This window comes from Bacillus sp. FJAT-42376 (assembly GCF_003816055.1).
Classification (GTDB): domain Bacteria; phylum Bacillota; class Bacilli; order Bacillales; family Bacillaceae; genus Metabacillus_B.
Genome location: NZ_CP033906.1, coordinates 2,127,261 through 2,143,950 on the forward strand (window position 1 = coordinate 2,127,261; position 16,690 = coordinate 2,143,950).

The window sequence follows — 16,690 nt, forward strand, 5'->3', positions numbered from 1 at the left end:
CCATGGAGCGTCCGCTTTTTTGATTAAACCTCCATAATGATCGGCAGGATCATTGGACGGCGTTTTGTTTTTTCATAAAGGAATGGAGCTAACGTATCTGTGATTTCATTCTTAATTTCGGACCACTGACTTGTTCTCCGATCCATGATTTTGTTCAAATGCTTTGTAATCAGGTCCTGGGCGTCGTTGATCAAATCTCCGGATTCTCTCATATAAACGAATCCTCTGGAAATAAGATCCGGTCCGGCAGCGATTTTAAAGTCCTTCATGTTGATGCTTACCACGACAATGACAAGCCCTTCTTCCGAAAGAATCCGGCGGTCGCGCAAGACAATATTGCCGATATCCCCGATGCCGCTTCCGTCAATATAAACAGAACCTGAAGGGATTTTGCCCGTTACACCCGGATCGGTTCCGCCAAGAGCCAGCACTTCACCATTATCCATGATAAAGCAGTTTTCAGCAGGTACGCCGCAGTCCATAGCATGCTTCATGTGCATTTTCTGCATGCGGTGCTCTCCGTGAATCGGCATGAAATATTTAGGTTTCATCAGGCGGAGCATAAGTTTCTGTTCTTCCTGTCCGCCGTGGCCAGACGTATGAATATCATTCAAAGGTCCGTGAATGACTTCTGCACCGGCACGGAATAGTTTATTGATGGTGCGGCTGACACTTACGGTGTTCCCCGGAATCGGAGAGGAAGAAAAGACAACGGTGTCCCCTTGGATGATTTGAATTTGCCTGTGTGTTCCGTTCGCGATTCTTGAAAGGGCAGCCATCGGTTCACCCTGGCTTCCTGTACATAAAATGACGACACGATTGGCAGGAAGACGGTTAATGGCATTTGCCTCAATAAACGTGTCTTTCGGGCATTGAATATACCCGAGTTCCTGTCCGATTGTTATAGCTGCTTCCATACTTCGCCCGAATACAGCGACTTTCCGGTTATTGATCACAGCAGCTTCTACCACCTGCTGAAGACGGTGAATATTCGAAGCAAAGGTAGCGAAAATAAGACGGCCGTCTATTTTTCTAAAGATCTCATTAATGCTGTCTCCGACTTTTCGCTCCGACATAGTGAAATGAGGCACTTCACTGTTTGTACTGTCAGACAGAAGACAAAGGACTCCGTCCCGTCCGATTTCAGCCATTTTGGTTAAGTTCGCAGGTTCTCCAACCGGAGTAAAATCGAATTTGAAATCTCCTGTATGGACAATGCTTCCTGGAGGTGTTTTCACAACCACACCGTAGGAATCAGGTATGCTGTGGGTTGTCCGGAAGAATGTTACAGATGTCTTTCTGAATTTAATAATATCTTCTTCCTGGATTTCATGAAGCTTTGCGGATCTGAGCAGACCGTGCTCTTCTAGTTTGTTTTTGATAAGGCCCAGGGCAAGCTTTCCGCCATAAATCGGAATATTCACCTGTCTTAGAAGATAAGGGATTCCCCCGATATGGTCTTCATGTCCGTGCGTAATAAATAAACCTTTGATTTTGTCTTCGTTCTTTACTAGGTATGTGTAGTCAGGAATAACGTAATCAATTCCGAGAAGTTCTTCCTCGGGAAACTTGATTCCTGCATCAATTAAAATGATTTCATCCTGAAATTGAACACCGTATGTGTTCTTTCCGATTTCACCCAAACCACCCAGGGCGAAAACGGCTACTTGGTCGTTTTTTACGAATTTCATTGATCATAGCTCCAATACTTTATAATTTTCACTCTGCTCTTCATATTGAAGATAAGAATTTTTAACTGCCTGTACAAATTCAATATTATAATTCCGATCTTTAAGCTTTAATCGGACATCGCGCTCAGAGTCTGCTTGTACATAGAGGGTTTGTGTTTTTTCCCGAACAGGCACCTCTAGTGCAGACGCTTGAAAATATACTTTGTAAATCATTTGCCAAATCTCTCCTTAGATACCGTTTGTTAGATTGCCTTCTAACATTATATTCGAAACGCGCCCGTAAGAAAAGGGGGCCGGCCCCATTATGAGCCTGACCCCTAAGCAATTGACTTTTTTCTTAACAAATGTTTCCACTGGCCTTTGAGTTTATTCCTCAGTCTTCTCAGCATTTTTACTTCCTCCTTCAGGGGGAACTTGTCCCGCATCGGCTATTCCGCTGCAATTTTTCTCTATTACTTATAGTATATGAGATCTCAGCTCATTTTTTCGTGGGTATTTGTGGAAATCGTCCTGGATTATTGCCTTTCTGTTAATTTTATTTTGAGCACGAAAAAAACTTTGATATAGTATATTTGACTTGATTCGTTATTGCATCGGGAAAAGGAGAGTCTAATGATGAGAGAAAAAGTGATTTTTTTTGATATTGACGGGACACTGCTTGACCACGATAAGAAAGTGCCGGCTTCTACAAGACAGACGATTGATGACCTTCGCCGTGCCGGTCACCATGTGGCAATCGCCACCGGGCGGGCGCCATTTATGTTTAAAGATTTGCGGGAGGATCTTGGAATCGATTCCTTCGTATCATTTAATGGCCAATACGTCGTTTTTGAAGGCGAAGTGATTTATAAAAATCCAATCAAGACAGAAACGCTGGAAAAGGTATTAACTTATTCCGCTGAAACGAAACACCCCCTTGTATTTATGAATCATGAAACCATGATGGCAACGGAAGCCGATCATCCCTATATAAAAGAAAGCATGGGTTCGCTTAAGTTTAATCATCCGGATGTAAATCCTGAATTTTTTAATCAATCCGAGATTTATCAAACCCTGTTATTTTGCAGAGATGGGGAAGAGGAGTCCTATAAGAAATACAGCGATTTAAATTTCATCCGCTGGCATGAGCTGGCAACAGACATTTTGCCGATGGGCGGTTCAAAGGCGGAAGGCATTAAAAAACTTGTAGAGCGTCTGAAATTTGAACGGGAAGATATTTATGCCTTCGGAGACGAATTAAATGATCTTGAAATGATAAAGTACGCAGGAACAGGGGTCGCCATGGGCAACGCCAATCCAAAATTGAAGGAAATCGCGGATTATATTACAAAGCCTGTTGATGAAGACGGTATTCAGTATGCGGTCCATGAGCTGGGCCTTCTGACAGGAAAAGCAGAAAAAATATAAAGCCGGGATAAAAAAGGGAGCCATTGAAGGCTCCCTTTTTCTATATTTATTACCTTTCGACAGCCACTGCCCCTTCAGGAATACTGAAAGGCTCGCTCTCACTCATCCGGTCATAAAACATGACACCGTTTAAATGGTCAATCTCATGCTGGAACACAATGGCTGCCATGCCTTTTAAACGAAGGTCCAATTCTGTCCCATCCAATGCAGTAGCTTTTACTCTGATTTTAGCATAACGCGGAACATAGCCCGGAACCGGTCTGTCGACGGATAAACATCCTTCACCGGCTGTTAAAAAGCTTTGCTGAACAGAATGGCTGACAATTTTGGGATTGAACAAGCCGTAGCTGTAGCTAACGCCTTCATCTTCAAAATGGACAGCAATCATACGCTTGCTCACATTGATTTGGGGAGCAGCCAGACCGACTCCCGGACGGAGATCGTTCTCTTCAGCAATCTGCGGGTTTTGACTGTTTTTTAGGTAATCGAGCATATCTTCAAGAGTCTTTTGGTCTTCCTGGGAAGGCGGGAGCTGTACTTCCTGCGCTGTTTTCCGAAGGGTTGGATGACCTTCTCTTATGATGTCTTTACTTGTAAGCATAGTAAGCACTTCCTCTCATCGTTTCAACACGTATCTTTCTTATTATATAGAAACCCCTTTTTGAAAGAAAGATGATTCCTTGTATTTTATGCCTGCGCTAAACAGAAAAGCCCTTCCGGCATAAGATGCACATAAGTGTTTCTTTCATTTTTAATGCGCTTCAGGGTATTTGTCCAGTATATAACCCTCAATAGGCGGGGATGAGTTTGTACATGGGTCCGGTATCCAGCGCTGCTGGAAGGATAACGCGCTCTTGGCAGAACATCCTTGAAGCATCCCTCGGTGGGGAACTCCGGCTGCTCTCATGGATGGGCGACTCGTATGAAAAAAAGACAAAATAATATGTAGGCTAAACACCTGGTTTTGGTGTCTGGCTCCGGCCCGCGCTCTTAGCAGAACTTCCTTAAACGCCTCTCGGTCGGGAGCTCCAGCTGCTCTCAGGGCTGGGCGAGCTCGTATGAAAAAAAGACAAAATAATATGTAGGCTAAACACCTGGTTTTGGTGTCTGGCTCCGGCGTCTAACCCTTCGGCCGCTTCGCTCCCTCGGGCCCGCAGGAGGCGGGTCAGTTCTGCGTTGCGGCAGGACGCCGCGCCTTTAGCAGAACTTCCTTAAACGCCTCTCGGTCGGGAGCTCCACCGGCTTTCAAGCATGGGCAAGCGCCCTGGTTTTATCATATGTAGGCTAAACACCGGGTTTTGGTGTCTAGCTGCGGCGTCTAGCCCTTCGGCTGCTTCGCTCTCTCGGGCCCGCAGGAGGCGGGTCAGTTCTGCGTTGCGGCAGGACGCCGCGCTCTTAGCAGAACTTCCTTAAGCGCCTCTCGGTCGGGAGCTCCACCGGCTTTCAAGCCTGGGCAAGCGCCCTGGTTTTGTTATATGTAGGCTAAACACCGGGTTTTGGTGTCTAGCTCCGGCGTCTAGCCCTTCGGCTGCTTCGCTCTCTCGGGCCCGCAGGAGGCGGGTCAGTTCTGCGTTGCGGCAGGACGCCGCGCTTTTAGCAGAACTTCCTTAAACGCCCCTCGGTCGAGCGCTCCAGCTGCTCTCAGGGCTGGGCGAGCTCGTTTGAAAAAAAGACATAATAATATGTAGGCTAAACACCGGGTTTTGGTGTCTAGCTCCGGGCGCTAGGCTTTCGGCCGCTTCGCTCCCTCGGGCCCGCAGGAGGCGGGTCAGTTCTGCGTTGCGGCAGGACGCCGCGCCTTTAGCAGAACTTCCTTAAACGCCTCTCGGTCGGGAGCTCCACCGGCTTTCAAGCCTGGGCAAGCGCCTTGGTTTTGTTATATGTAGGCTAAACACCTGGTTTTGGTGTCTAGCTCCGGGCGCTAGGCTTTCGGCCGCTTCGCGCCCTCGGTCGAGGCAAAGTGCGCCTCTCGGTCGGGAGCTCCACCGGCTTTCAAGCCTGGGCAAGCGCCCTCCGCTTTTCTTATTAGCAGCAGCCGTTTCCTAGGTATGCTGCGCCTACGATGATTAGAAGGATGAACAATACAACGATTAGTGCAAATGTGCGGCCGTACCCGTAGCCGTAGCCTCCGCAGCCATATGCAGGATAAGCAGGATAACAATACATAGTGGTGACCTCCTTTGAAATAGCGCTCTTGCTTGAGCGTCTGATATAACATATGCCGGAGGGGCGAAAGTGTATAGTCATTCGCCCAATTTCCTTTTTCTTTTGGATAAAGTCCCAATGGATGATGGAAATGGGCGGTCTTAATACCTATTTTTGGAGGCTTTCGCCAATAACTTTATGCGGATGTATTGTTTTCCTGGCCCATAGATTTTATAGTTAATATTTGAAGAGTAAGGGGGATTTAGTGTGCGGAAAAAGAATAAGTGGCTATTATTAGGCGTAAGCGCGGCTCTATCTGGTTCCATTCTGGCAGGATGTATGGGACCGTCGCCGTCAGAACAGGCCTATGATGCACTTGAAAATGTAGTATCGAAGGAACGGCCTTTTAAAGAGGAGCAAAAACCTCTCCTTGAGCTGGAGCAAAAGGAAAATGCGATTTATAATGAAATCATCGCTCTTGGAATGAAGGATTTTGACAAAATTAAGTCTCTTTCGAGTGACGCGCTAAAATTAGTGGGAGACCGGAAGGAACGCATAGAAAAAGAGCAAAAAAGCATCGAGGATTCTGAAAGAGCATTTAAAGAAGCAGAGGATGCCCTTTCAAAAATAGAGGACAATAAAGCGGAAAAAGAAGCCGCTGAACTTAAAAAGCTGATGAATGAGCGCTATAAGGTGTACAGCGATCTGGCATCTTCCTATAAATCAGCAATTGCCCTGGATGAAGAGCTTTATCAGATGTTTCAAAACAAAGAGCTGAAGCTGGAAGAGCTAGAGGCCCAGATCACCAAAATCAATGCATCTTATAAGGAAGTAATGAAATTAAATCAATCCTTTAATGAGTATACCGGAAAATACAACGACGCAAAAAAGACGTTTTATAAAGCGGCAGACCTAAAAGTCGATCAATCATAATGGAAGACTTGGGCCGTGGCGGCAGGATCTATTCCAGCCGCCGCGGTATTTTTTTTGAAGGTTTATGATTTTAAATGAAAACGCTACTATTGTAGTACAGTTTAACTATTTGTACTAATACAGTTTTTCTTTATTCCATTTTCAGTAAAAAATCCACTCTGAAAAAATACTGCAATAAACCTTATGTAAACAGATTGACTTCAGTTTTTATGAGGTGTAAACTAGGTTTGTGATAATTGTATTGTATTATTTTTTCTCTAGAAAAAATTAATACAGTTTCCGTAACTTGAATCTTTACATATAAGGAAGTTTTAAGTTGCTGTAATGTGGTAAATGGTAGTGGGATGAGTAAGAAAAAAATGTGTCTGTAAGTTAATTTAGGGTATCCTAAATCTGTATATGACTGGAATCATTCTGCTATCAAATCTGTCTAAACGAAAGGAAGAGGTGACTTAGATGGCTGCTAAAACTAAATCTGCACTTGTAGACGGCAAAAAGCAATTTGATGCGATTGCCAAGCAGTTCGAAACGTTACAAATTTTAAATGAAAAGGGCGAAGTCGTAAATGAAGCGGCAATGCCGGATCTTTCCGATGATCAATTGAAAGAGCTTATGCGCCGCATGGTGTATACGCGTATTCTTGACCAGCGCTCAATCTCCCTTAACCGTCAGGGACGCCTAGGCTTCTATGCGCCGACTGCGGGACAGGAAGCTTCACAAATTGCTTCTCATTTCGCTTTGGAAAAAGACGACTTTATTCTTCCGGGTTACCGTGATGTGCCTCAGATTATCTGGCACGGTCTTCCTTTATACCAAGCATTCCTATTCTCACGCGGACATTTCCACGGTAACCAAATGCCTGAAGATGTTTATGCATTGTCTCCTCAAATCATTATCGGAGCTCAATACATTCAAACTGCAGGTGTGGCGCTTGGAATGAAAAAACGCGGTAAAGAAGCAGTAGCAATCACTTACACAGGTGACGGCGGAGCTTCTCAAGGGGATTTCTACGAAGGGATCAACTTCGCAGGCGCATTTAAAGCACCGGCTATCTTCGTTGTGCAAAACAACCGTTACGCTATTTCAACTCCTGTTGAGAAGCAATCTGCTGCACGCACGATTGCTCAAAAAGCAGTGGCTGCAGGAATTGTCGGTATTCAAGTAGACGGTATGGATCCTCTTGCGGTTTATGCGGCTACAGCTGAAGCACGCAAACGCGCAATTGACGGAGAAGGCCCTACATTGATCGAAACTCTTACGTTCCGTTACGGTCCTCATACAATGGCTGGGGATGACCCGACTCGCTACCGTACGAAAGATATCGAAAACGAGTGGGAAGAAAAAGATCCTCTAGTTCGTTTCCGCAAGTTCCTTGAAGGCAAAAACCTTTGGAGCGAAGAGGAAGAAAACAAAGTAATCGAACAGGCTAAAGAAGAAATTAAGCAGGCAATCAAAAAAGCCGACGATTATCCAAAACAAAAAGTAACTGACCTTATGGGCATTATGTACGAAGAAATGCCTAATAATCTCAAGGAGCAGTTTGAAATTTATAAAGCGAAGGAGTCGAAGTAAGCCATGGCGCAAATGACAATGATTCAGGCAATCACTGATGCGTTACGCACAGAACTAAAAAATGACGAAAACGTTCTAGTATTTGGTGAAGACGTTGGCGTTAACGGCGGGGTTTTCCGCGCGACTGAAGGATTGCAGAAGGAATTTGGCGAAGACCGTGTATTCGATACTCCGCTTGCAGAATCAGGAATCGGCGGTTTAGCAATCGGACTTGGTCTGCAAGGCTACCGTCCAGTTCCGGAAATCCAATTCTTTGGATTCGTATACGAAGTAATGGATTCCATTTCCGGTCAAATGGCACGCATGCGCTACCGTTCAGGCGGCAGATGGACATCTCCGGTAACAATCCGCTCTCCATTCGGAGGAGGAGTACATACTCCGGAAATGCATGCTGACAGCTTGGAAGGCCTTGTGGCTCAGCAGCCTGGTATTAAAGTGGTCATCCCATCCACTCCTTATGATGCAAAAGGTCTATTGATTTCTGCGATCCGCGACAACGATCCGGTTATCTTCCTTGAGCACATGAAGCTATACCGCTCTTTCCGTCAGGAAGTTCCTGAAGAAGAGTACACAATTGAACTGGGCAAAGCTGAAGTAAAGCGTGAGGGATCTGATCTTTCCATCATTACTTACGGTGCAATGGTTCATGAATCCCTAAAAGCAGCAGAAGAACTCGAAAAAGAAGGCGTTTCTGCAGAAGTTATCGATCTTCGTACTGTTCAGCCATTGGACATTGATACAATCATTGCTTCTGTTGAAAAAACAGGCCGTGCCATTGTGGTTCAGGAAGCACAGAAACAAGCGGGTGTAGGTGCTACTGTTGTTGCTGAGATCAATGACCGTGCAATCCTAAGCCTTGAAGCTCCTGTTCTGCGTGTTGCAGCTGCTGATACAGTATTCCCATTCTCTCAAGCAGAAGGCGTATGGCTGCCAAACCATAAAGATGTAATTGAAACAGCCAAAAAAGTTTTGGAATTTTAATCAAACAGGACGAAACAGCATACGAAAAGAAATCAGTCGAACTGGTTTCTTTTCGTTCATAGCAAATCACATAAAACTGGGAGGTTGAAAAACCGTGTCATTCGAATTTAAAATGCCGGATATCGGTGAAGGAATCCATGAGGGCGAAATCGTAAAATGGTTTGTTAAACCAGGTGACGAAATTGAAGAGGACGACGTACTTGCTGAAGTTCAAAATGATAAAGCTGTCGTTGAAATCCCTTCTCCTGTAAAAGGAAAAGTTCTTGAACTGAAAGTTGAAGAAGGAACAGTTGCAACAGTTGGACAAACGTTGATCACTTTTGACGCACCAGGATACGAAGACCTTAAATTTAAGGGCGACGATCATGGAAGCGATGAGAAAAAAGAAGAAAAAACAGAAGCTCAAGTTCAATCAACTGGAGAACAAGGGCAGAACGTTCAAAAAGAAGAAGCTCCTAAACAAGAACCAGCTGCTGAAACCGGTGCAGGCAGCCAGGAGCAGGCTGAAGTGGATCCGAATAAGCGCATCGTGGCTATGCCTTCTGTACGCAAGTATGCGCGCGAGCAGGGGATCGATATCCGCCAAGTGAACGGTTCAGGCAAAAACGGCCGTGTATCAAAAGAAGATATTGATGCCCATCAAAATGGAGGAGCTGCACAGACAGCTAATGCTCCTGCTGCAGAAGAAAGCAAACAGGAAACGAAGCAAGAAGCTAAACCGGCAGCACAAGCGATTCCTGAAGGCGATCTTCCTGAAACACGCGAAAAAATGTCCGGCATGAGAAGAGCGATTGCCAAGGCTATGGTGAACTCCAAGCATACGGCTCCTCACGTTACACTTATGGATGAAATTGATGTAACGGAGCTTGTTGCACACCGTAAAAAATTCAAAGGTGTTGCGGCAGACCAGGGTATTAAGTTAACATATTTACCGTACGTTGTGAAAGCTCTTACTTCTGCGCTGAAAAAGTTCCCAGTGCTTAATACATCACTTGATGACAGCACAGACGAAATTGTTCAAAAGCACTACTACAACATCGGTATCGCTGCAGACACTGAAAAAGGTCTTCTTGTACCGGTTGTGAAAAATGCTGACCGCAAATCTGTATTTGAAATCTCTGATGAGATCAATCAGCTTGCAGTTAAAGCGCGCGATGGTAAACTTTCCGGTGCCGAAATGAAAGGTGCATCATGCACAATCTCTAATATCGGTTCTGCCGGCGGACAATGGTTTACTCCAGTAATCAACCATCCTGAGGTAGCGATCCTTGGAATTGGCCGTATTGCTGAAAAAGCTGTTGTACGCGACGGAGAAATTGTTGTTGCTCCAGTTCTTGCTCTATCCTTGAGCTTCGACCACCGTATGATTGATGGTGCTACTGCACAAAATGCGATGAACCACATCAAGCGTTTGCTTAACGACCCACAACTTATTTTAATGGAGGCGTAATCAATGGTAGTAGGAGATTTCCCTATTGAGACTGACACTCTTGTCATTGGTGCGGGACCTGGCGGCTATGTAGCCGCCATCCGCGCTGCACAGTTAGGACAAAAAGTAACAATCGTTGAAAAAGGAACGCTGGGCGGAGTTTGCCTAAACGTTGGATGCATTCCATCCAAAGCATTAATTTCAGCTGGCCACCGCTATGAGAATGCTAAGCATTCTGAAGATATGGGGATCACAGCTGAGAATGTAAAGGTTGACTTTACAAAGGTTCAGGAGTGGAAGGGCAGTGTTGTCAACAAGCTTACAAGCGGTGTTGAAGGCCTTCTTAAAGGAAACAAAGTAGAAATCGTCCGCGGAGAAGCTTATTTCGTAGACAATGAGTCCATTAAAGTAATGGATGAAAATTCTTCCCAGACTTATAAATTTAAAAATGCAATCATTGCGACGGGATCCCGTCCGATCGAACTTCCAGCTTTCAAATACTCTGACCGTGTTATCCACTCAACAGGAGCTCTTGCACTTAAAGATGTTCCGAAGAAATTGGTTGTCATCGGCGGAGGCTACATCGGTACAGAGCTTGGAACTGCTTATGCTAACTTCGGTACTGAAGTAACTATCATTGAAGCTTTGGATGATATTCTAATGGGCTTTGAGAAACAAATGAGCTCACTTGTTAAACGTAACCTGAAGAAAAAAGGAAACGTTGATATCCATACAAAAGCAATGGCTAAATCTGTTGAAGAAACAGAAAATGGCGTGAAAGTAACATTTGAAGTAAAAGGCGAAGAACAAACGGTTGAAGCGGATTACGTACTGGTAACAGTAGGACGCCGTCCAAACACAGATGAGCTTGGTCTTGAGCAAGTAGGTGTTGAAATGAGCGACCGCGGTGTGATCAAAATTGATAAGCAATGCCGCACTAGCGTTTCCAACATCTTCGCGATTGGTGATATCGTTGAAGGACCGCCGCTTGCACATAAAGCATCTTATGAAGGTAAAATCGCTGCAGAAGCAATTGCCGGCGAACCTTCTGAGATCGACTATCTTGGAATTCCAGCCGTTGTCTTCTCTGAGCCTGAACTGGCTACTGTTGGTTATACAGAAGCTCAGGCTAAAGAAGAAGGACTTGCTGTAACAGCAGCTAAATTCCCGTTTGCAGCAAATGGACGTGCTCTTTCTCTTAACGAGACAGACGGCTTCATGAAGCTTATTACAACGAAAGAAGACGGAATCGTGATTGGAGCCCAGATTGCTGGTGCAAATGCTTCTGACATGATTTCTGAGCTTGGCCTTGCAATTGAATCAGGTATGACTGCCGAGGATATTGCTATGACGATCCACGCTCACCCGACTTTGGGAGAAATTACGATGGAAGCGGCTGAAGTAGCTCTTGGAAGCCCGATCCACATCATTAAATAATCAAAAAACCTCCGCGCAAGCGGAGGTTTTTAATTTTGCAGCACTTTTGTCAGGGGTTTTAATATTTCTTCCTTTGATTGGACATTTCCTTCAATATGGACCACTACTTTTTGATTATTTATGACCAGCAGAGATGGATAAGTGCTGATTCCGAAAGGGTTTTTTTTATCATCCTGATACACTCTCATCTTTTCATAATCTTCAGGGTATTGGTCTTTTATAGCCAGAAGGGCATCATAATATTGTTCTTCATCTTCCATTTTTTTTTGATCAGAAAAAAAGAGGATCACTTTATCTTTCGTGTGAATGGCCGAGCCTGCAGACTGGAACATCAATCCCGGGGGCGTGCAGGAAGATAGAAATAAAGCAGGACCTATGACGGCGGCTAAAAGCATTCGATCGAACCGCCTAATTCTCTCCGGTAACACGGCTTATCCCTCCTTAGACCCAGCTGAGCCTCAAATTATTTTTATTTTATCATAATCCTTTAAACATCCTGTAAATGTCATCAAAATGTTATCCAAATGAAAAATTGATTCTTAAAGAAAAGGCTGTGTTAACTCCTGACGTTGATTTTTTTACACCTGGAGCGGCTGGGGCGAGACTTCTGCATAGAAGGTGAGTCCCGCAGGCACAAAGCGGTGAGGAAGCTCACTGCCCGCCCAGGTAGCAGCTGCGGAAATCAACAGCCAAATTTAGCAGAGCTAAAGTGATTTAACTATGTTTTGCTCAGCGAAGTCTTAGCCTGCCGCACAATCAGAAAGTCAAAAACCATGAGAGGGCTCATTAATCCTGCCTCAAATTCGAACAGAACCAAATAAAAAAACACTTCCGTTTATTAGACGGAAGTGTTTTTTGTTAAGTTTCATTTTTTTCCAATTCTTCTAATTTTTCTTTGCTTACCGGCTTATAAATCATTACTTTTTCTTTTCTTAAGGATTTCATTAAAGAGAAGACCATAAGAATCATAATGATGGCAAAAGGCAGGGCAGCAATAATGGAGGCTGTTTGCAAGGCCTCTAGTCCGCCTGTAAACAGCAGAATCGCAGCGATCGCCGATTGAATGAGACCCCATATTAATTTGACCGAATTCTTAGGGTTCAAATCGCCATCTGTTGTCTGCATGGCCAGAACGAATGTAGCTGAGTCTGCTGATGTGATAAAGAATGTAGCAATCAGGAAAATGGCAAGCAGGGAAAGCACGGTTCCAAACGGGAAATTGCTCAGCATTTCAAACAATGCAATTTCTGTACCGCCTTTCGTCATCGCCTCAACAAGCGGAATATGCTTGATGTGCTGAAGATAAAGGGCAGATCCTCCAAATACGGAAAACCATAATGCGCCGAATACAGTCGGAACGGCTAAAACCCCTATCACAAATTCCCGAATCGTTCTACCTTTTGAAATCCGTGCAATAAATGTCCCTACAAAAGGCGCCCAGGAAATCCACCATGCCCAGTAAAAGAGCGTCCAGTCCTGAATCCATGTATTTCCTTCAGAGAATGGAAGCATTTTAAAGCTTTGGGATGGAAGGTTCTGGATGTAACTGCCAAGCGTAGTCACAAAGAAATCCATAATAAAGTTAGTTGGTCCGATGAATAAAAGGGCCAACATGAGCAGGATGGCTAATGCGACATTTAAATTGCTGAGTATTTTGATCCCTTTATCAAGTCCTGATTGAGCTGATAAGGTAAATAATACGGTCACAATGGCAATAATAATCAGCTGTGTGGCCAGATTGTTCTGAATAACAGGGAATACATGAGATACCCCGCCTGAAATTTGTGTAGCACCCAGGCCTAAAGAAGTTGCTACGCCAAAAATGGTGGCAAACACGGCAAGGAAGTTAATGAGAGTGCCCCATCCGCCCTCAGACCGTTTCCCGATAAGAGGTTCAAGGGTTTTGCTTATTACCCCATTTTGTCCTTTTCTAAATGTAAAATAGGCAAGTGCCAATGCTATGACAGAGTAAATCCCCCAAGGGTGCAAGCCCCAATGGAAGAATGAGTAGCGAAGTGCTCCTCTGGCTGCTTCATCTGTACCGCCTTCCCCCATAGGAGGTGTCATGTAGTGATTGAGCGGCTCGGCTGCTCCCCAAAACACCAGGCCAATCCCCATGCCGGCACTGAATAGCATAGCAAACCAGGATATGTACGAATATTCGGGTTCATCGTCATCTTTACCCAGTTTGATATTTCCATACTTCGTAAAAATGAGTCCTAACGCGAAGATCAGGAAGAATGAGGCGGTAAGCAAGTAAAACCACCCGAATTTTTCAATGATAAAAGCGTGCACCGCTGCTGTAACTTTAGAAAGAGTAAAACCGCCAAGGACGTTTGCTGGCAAAACTCCCCATAAGATAAACAGAGCGGAGACGATTACTGAAACGGTAAATACAGGTGTTATACGTTTCATACGCATCTGCTCCTTCTTTCGTAGTTTGTGAAAAAAAACACAACGTGGCATATTGTAACATGTCTTTGCTTTAGTTTGAAGCATGATGGATTATTCTATACGAAATCCTCATGCAGAAAACGACAAAAAAAATCCACTTATGCTATTTAGCCTATTTTACGCAAAAATAAACCCGAAAAAGCTATCCGGGTTTATTTCTTCTTTATTTCGGCTTATTTTCTTGCAGAGTTTGTTTAGTACGGCTTTTGTTAAACGACCCGCTAAAAATCAGCTGAATCTCATAATCTTGCCGTTAAATAAGTGAAGCTCTGCTTTCATTTTTTTCGCTAGAAATTTGCATAGTTCGTTCGCCTTAGCTTTGTCTCCTAGAACAGAAGCCGCAGACAGATAAACTTGGATGACCGAACGATCGGCAACTCCAATGATGATCTGATTAAACCCTGGGTGGGAGCTTTTTAAATAAAGAAGGTTCTCTTTCACTTCCACTTCATATGGAAAGGCCGTTTCCCTGTAATGCCATCCAAGCTGCTCGCCCGTTTTTCCTGTAATGATTTTATAGTAATCAATCAATTCGGAAACAGCCTCAATGGATACATTTTCTTGCGGATTTAACACAATACTGGCATGTTCTCCCATTCATGTCCCCTCCATTTCGCCCTCATACCTTCCATTATATAGGATTCTTGATTGGATAAGACAAGGTTCTTCAGGAAACTTTCCGTGAGGACCGGTAAGTTTTTTGAAAAAGGGCACTCAAAATTAAATATATGTGACATACTTTTTGTGCTTGACGAATATAATGTGACATAATAATATAGTGTTAATAAATGATTAAAACCGCTTACAATTTATGAAATGAAAAGGGGATGAGAAGATGGGAACAATCGTTTGCCAGGAATGCAACAGCACGATCAGCCACTTCGAAGATGAAAAAGTATCTACATTGTACGGAAGATGCTTAAATTGTGAGTGTGAAAAAACAGAAATCGAACGGTGAATTTGACAGGGGTTTATATAAAAAGGGTAAAAAGCATGCGCGTTTTAACGCGCATGCTTTTATTTATGAACTAGCGAATCGCTTTATGCTCTTTAATCACACGAAGCGAATTCAGATTGGGATCTTCGGGGCCTTGAACAGGGAGCCCGACCTCCATATTTTTTTGGATGTAGGCAAGATTATCCTCTGTAATGATTTCGCCGGGAATAAAAATCGGTATTCCGGGAGGGTAAACCATGATGAATTCAGCAATAATTCTTCCCGCCGACTCATTAAAATCAACAATTTCTGTCTCTGCATAGAAAGCATCTCTCGGGGTTAGAGCCAATACAGGAATATCCGGAAGAAGAACGGCCGTTTCTTCAACTTGACCGGGATCGCGGTGCTTGAAGCGATTAGAAAGCTCGGTAAGGGCTTCAATGAGCAAATCGGTTTCTGCGGCCGTATCACCGGGAGTTATGATGCAAAGGATGTTGTACAAGTCAGATAGTTCAACCTCGATCCGGTACTTTTCCCGAAGCCATTTTTCTACATCATAGCCGGTTAAACCAAGATCCTTCACAGAAATAATTAACTTTGTCGGGTCATAATCGTACGTTGATTTGGTGCCAAGTATTTCGGATCCTACACAATAGATATCTTCAATTTCATTCAGTCTGTGTCTTGTTGTCTGAGCAAGCTGGATCGTTTTGTCAATCAATTCGCGCCCTTCTGTAGCAAGGCGTTTGCGCGCTACATCAAGTGAGGCGAGCAAAAGGTAGGAAGTTGATGTTGTAGTCATCATACTTAAAATCGATTGCACACGCTGAGCGGAAACAAGTCCCTCTCGTACATTCAAAACGGAACTTTGAGTCATCGACCCTCCAAGCTTATGGACACTCGTTGCTGCCATATCGGCCCCCGCCTGCATGGCAGACATCGGAAGGTCTTCATGAAAATGAATGTGAACGCCATGCGCCTCATCAACTAAAACCGGTACATGGTAAGAGTGGGCTATTTCAACGATTTTCTTCAGATCAGCAGAAATCCCAAAATATGTGGGGTTAATGACGAGAACTCCTTTTGCGTCAGGATGCTGGTCCAGTGCGGTTTGCACGGAATCTGTCGTTATACCGTGGGAAATTCCCAGCTCTTTATCCACCTCAGGATGGATAAAAACAGGCACTGCACCTGAGAAAACGATCGCTGTCATAACCGATTTATGAACATTCCTCGGTACGATGATTTTATCACCGGGCTTGCAGACAGCCATCACCATTGTCATAATGGCCCCGCTTGTACCCTGAACGGAAAAGAACGTATAATCTGCTCCAAATGCCTCCGCTGCGAGTTCCTGCGCATCCTTGATGATGCCTTTTGGAGAGTGGAGATCATCGAGAGGTCCAATATTAATCAAATCCATTTTCAGCGCATTTTCACCGATAAACTCTCTAAAATCGGGGTCAATCCCTGCGCCTTTTTTATGGCCTGGTATATGAAATTGAATGGGGTTCCGGTCAATATGTTTTTTCAATCCGGTATAAAGCGGTGTTAGGTTTTGGTTCAATGTATAATGCCACCTTCTTTGTCAAATTGCATCTTAATTTAAAACAAATGAATTATATCATCTGCAGGGGGTTTTATAAAGAAAATAATGTGAGAACTTGTCAAAGGAGATCGAATCTTCGTTATCGAATGCATTAG

The 16,690-nt window shown here is 44.2% G+C and carries 15 protein-coding genes; 7 read left to right on the plus strand and 8 right to left on the minus strand.

Annotated elements, in window-relative coordinates:
- Nucleotides 1-23: 23 nt before the first annotated feature.
- Nucleotides 24-1,691 carry a ribonuclease J1 gene (rnjA, locus tag CEF21_RS10675; protein ID WP_123916178.1) on the minus strand — a complete coding sequence of 556 codons (1,668 nt, stop codon included), beginning with the start codon at nt 1,689-1,691 and terminating at the stop codon, nt 24-26.
- A gap of 3 nt (nt 1,692-1,694) precedes the next feature.
- A complete protein-coding gene (locus CEF21_RS10680; protein WP_123916180.1) occupies nt 1,695-1,904 on the minus strand; it encodes a DNA-dependent RNA polymerase subunit epsilon in 210 nt (69 codons plus the stop codon).
- A 402-nt stretch (nt 1,905-2,306) separates the two neighbouring features.
- Between CEF21_RS10680 and CEF21_RS10685 the strand changes: the two genes are divergently transcribed.
- On the plus strand, nt 2,307-3,098 hold the full coding sequence (locus CEF21_RS10685) for a Cof-type HAD-IIB family hydrolase (protein WP_123920157.1): 792 nt from the start codon (nt 2,307-2,309) through the stop codon (nt 3,096-3,098).
- Between the two features lie 49 nt (nt 3,099-3,147).
- Here CEF21_RS10685 and def read toward each other — a convergent pair whose 3' ends face one another.
- Both def and CEF21_RS10695 read right to left on the minus strand, forming a co-directional pair.
- A complete protein-coding gene (gene def, locus CEF21_RS10690) occupies nt 3,148-3,699 on the minus strand; it encodes a peptide deformylase (protein WP_123916182.1) in 552 nt (183 codons plus the stop codon).
- Between the two features lie 1,424 nt (nt 3,700-5,123).
- Entirely contained in the window at nt 5,124-5,264 is a 141-nt protein-coding gene (locus CEF21_RS10695) for a YjcZ family sporulation protein (protein WP_123916184.1), read from the minus strand.
- A gap of 246 nt (nt 5,265-5,510) precedes the next feature.
- Between CEF21_RS10695 and CEF21_RS10700 the strand changes: the two genes are divergently transcribed.
- The 5 genes from CEF21_RS10700 to lpdA all read left to right on the plus strand — a co-directional run bounded on the left by CEF21_RS10700 (nt 5,511) and on the right by lpdA (nt 11,595).
- On the plus strand, nt 5,511-6,176 hold the full coding sequence (locus CEF21_RS10700) for a YkyA family protein (protein ID WP_241156660.1): 666 nt from the start codon (nt 5,511-5,513) through the stop codon (nt 6,174-6,176).
- 456 nt (nt 6,177-6,632) lie between these two features.
- Nucleotides 6,633-7,748 carry a pyruvate dehydrogenase (acetyl-transferring) E1 component subunit alpha gene (gene pdhA, locus CEF21_RS10705; RefSeq protein ID WP_123916186.1) on the plus strand — a complete coding sequence of 372 codons (1,116 nt, stop codon included), beginning with the start codon at nt 6,633-6,635 and terminating at the stop codon, nt 7,746-7,748.
- 3 nt (nt 7,749-7,751) lie between these two features.
- Nucleotides 7,752-8,729: an alpha-ketoacid dehydrogenase subunit beta gene (locus tag CEF21_RS10710; protein ID WP_123916188.1), complete on the plus strand. Its 978-nt coding sequence runs from the start codon at nt 7,752-7,754 to the stop codon at nt 8,727-8,729.
- 94 nt (nt 8,730-8,823) lie between these two features.
- Entirely contained in the window at nt 8,824-10,179 is a 1,356-nt protein-coding gene (locus CEF21_RS10715; protein WP_123916190.1) for a dihydrolipoamide acetyltransferase family protein, read from the plus strand.
- A 3-nt stretch (nt 10,180-10,182) separates the two neighbouring features.
- Nucleotides 10,183-11,595 (plus strand): dihydrolipoyl dehydrogenase, encoded by a 1,413-nt coding sequence (gene lpdA / locus CEF21_RS10720; RefSeq protein ID WP_123916192.1) that lies wholly within the window; start codon nt 10,183-10,185, stop codon nt 11,593-11,595.
- 29 nt (nt 11,596-11,624) lie between these two features.
- On the opposite strand, the gene CEF21_RS10725 is transcribed toward lpdA, so the two are convergent.
- The 3 genes from CEF21_RS10725 to CEF21_RS10735 form a co-directional block, all read right to left on the minus strand.
- On the minus strand, nt 11,625-12,023 hold the full coding sequence (locus CEF21_RS10725) for a hypothetical protein (RefSeq protein WP_123916194.1): 399 nt from the start codon (nt 12,021-12,023) through the stop codon (nt 11,625-11,627).
- Nucleotides 12,024-12,453: 430 nt separating this feature from the next.
- Nucleotides 12,454-14,010 carry a glycine betaine uptake BCCT transporter gene (locus CEF21_RS10730; RefSeq protein WP_123916196.1) on the minus strand — a complete coding sequence of 519 codons (1,557 nt, stop codon included), beginning with the start codon at nt 14,008-14,010 and terminating at the stop codon, nt 12,454-12,456.
- Between the two features lie 267 nt (nt 14,011-14,277).
- Nucleotides 14,278-14,646, minus strand: coding sequence for a DUF1885 family protein (locus CEF21_RS10735; RefSeq protein ID WP_123916198.1), 369 nt, complete (start codon nt 14,644-14,646; stop codon nt 14,278-14,280).
- A 238-nt stretch (nt 14,647-14,884) separates the two neighbouring features.
- Between CEF21_RS10735 and CEF21_RS10740 the strand changes: the two genes are divergently transcribed.
- Nucleotides 14,885-15,007 carry a GapA-binding peptide SR1P gene (locus CEF21_RS10740; protein WP_123916200.1) on the plus strand — a complete coding sequence of 41 codons (123 nt, stop codon included), beginning with the start codon at nt 14,885-14,887 and terminating at the stop codon, nt 15,005-15,007.
- Nucleotides 15,008-15,077: 70 nt separating this feature from the next.
- Here the strand turns inward: CEF21_RS10740 and CEF21_RS10745 are convergent, their stop codons facing one another.
- A complete protein-coding gene (locus CEF21_RS10745) occupies nt 15,078-16,553 on the minus strand; it encodes an aminotransferase class I/II-fold pyridoxal phosphate-dependent enzyme (protein ID WP_123916202.1) in 1,476 nt (491 codons plus the stop codon).
- Nucleotides 16,554-16,690: the final 137 nt, after the last annotated feature.

Excerpts from the sequence above, each read along its gene's own strand:
- CEF21_RS10730 (WP_123916196.1), bottom strand. The coding sequence starts at position 14,010 with ATGAAACGTATAACACCTGTATTTACCGTTTCAGTAATCGTCTCCGCT.
- rnjA (WP_123916178.1), bottom strand. The coding sequence starts at position 1,691 with ATGAAATTCGTAAAAAACGACCAAGTAGCCGTTTTCGCCCTGGGTGGT.
- CEF21_RS10710 (WP_123916188.1), top strand. The coding sequence starts at position 7,752 with ATGGCGCAAATGACAATGATTCAGGCAATCACTGATGCGTTACGCACA.
- pdhA (WP_123916186.1), top strand. The coding sequence starts at position 6,633 with ATGGCTGCTAAAACTAAATCTGCACTTGTAGACGGCAAAAAGCAATTT.
- CEF21_RS10735 (WP_123916198.1), bottom strand. The coding sequence starts at position 14,646 with ATGGGAGAACATGCCAGTATTGTGTTAAATCCGCAAGAAAATGTATCC.
- lpdA (WP_123916192.1), top strand. The coding sequence starts at position 10,183 with ATGGTAGTAGGAGATTTCCCTATTGAGACTGACACTCTTGTCATTGGT.
- CEF21_RS10740 (WP_123916200.1), top strand. The coding sequence starts at position 14,885 with ATGGGAACAATCGTTTGCCAGGAATGCAACAGCACGATCAGCCACTTC.
- CEF21_RS10685 (WP_123920157.1), top strand. The coding sequence starts at position 2,307 with ATGAGAGAAAAAGTGATTTTTTTTGATATTGACGGGACACTGCTTGAC.
- CEF21_RS10695 (WP_123916184.1), bottom strand. The coding sequence starts at position 5,264 with ATGTATTGTTATCCTGCTTATCCTGCATATGGCTGCGGAGGCTACGGC.
- CEF21_RS10680 (WP_123916180.1), bottom strand. The coding sequence starts at position 1,904 with ATGATTTACAAAGTATATTTTCAAGCGTCTGCACTAGAGGTGCCTGTT.
- def (WP_123916182.1), bottom strand. The coding sequence starts at position 3,699 with ATGCTTACAAGTAAAGACATCATAAGAGAAGGTCATCCAACCCTTCGG.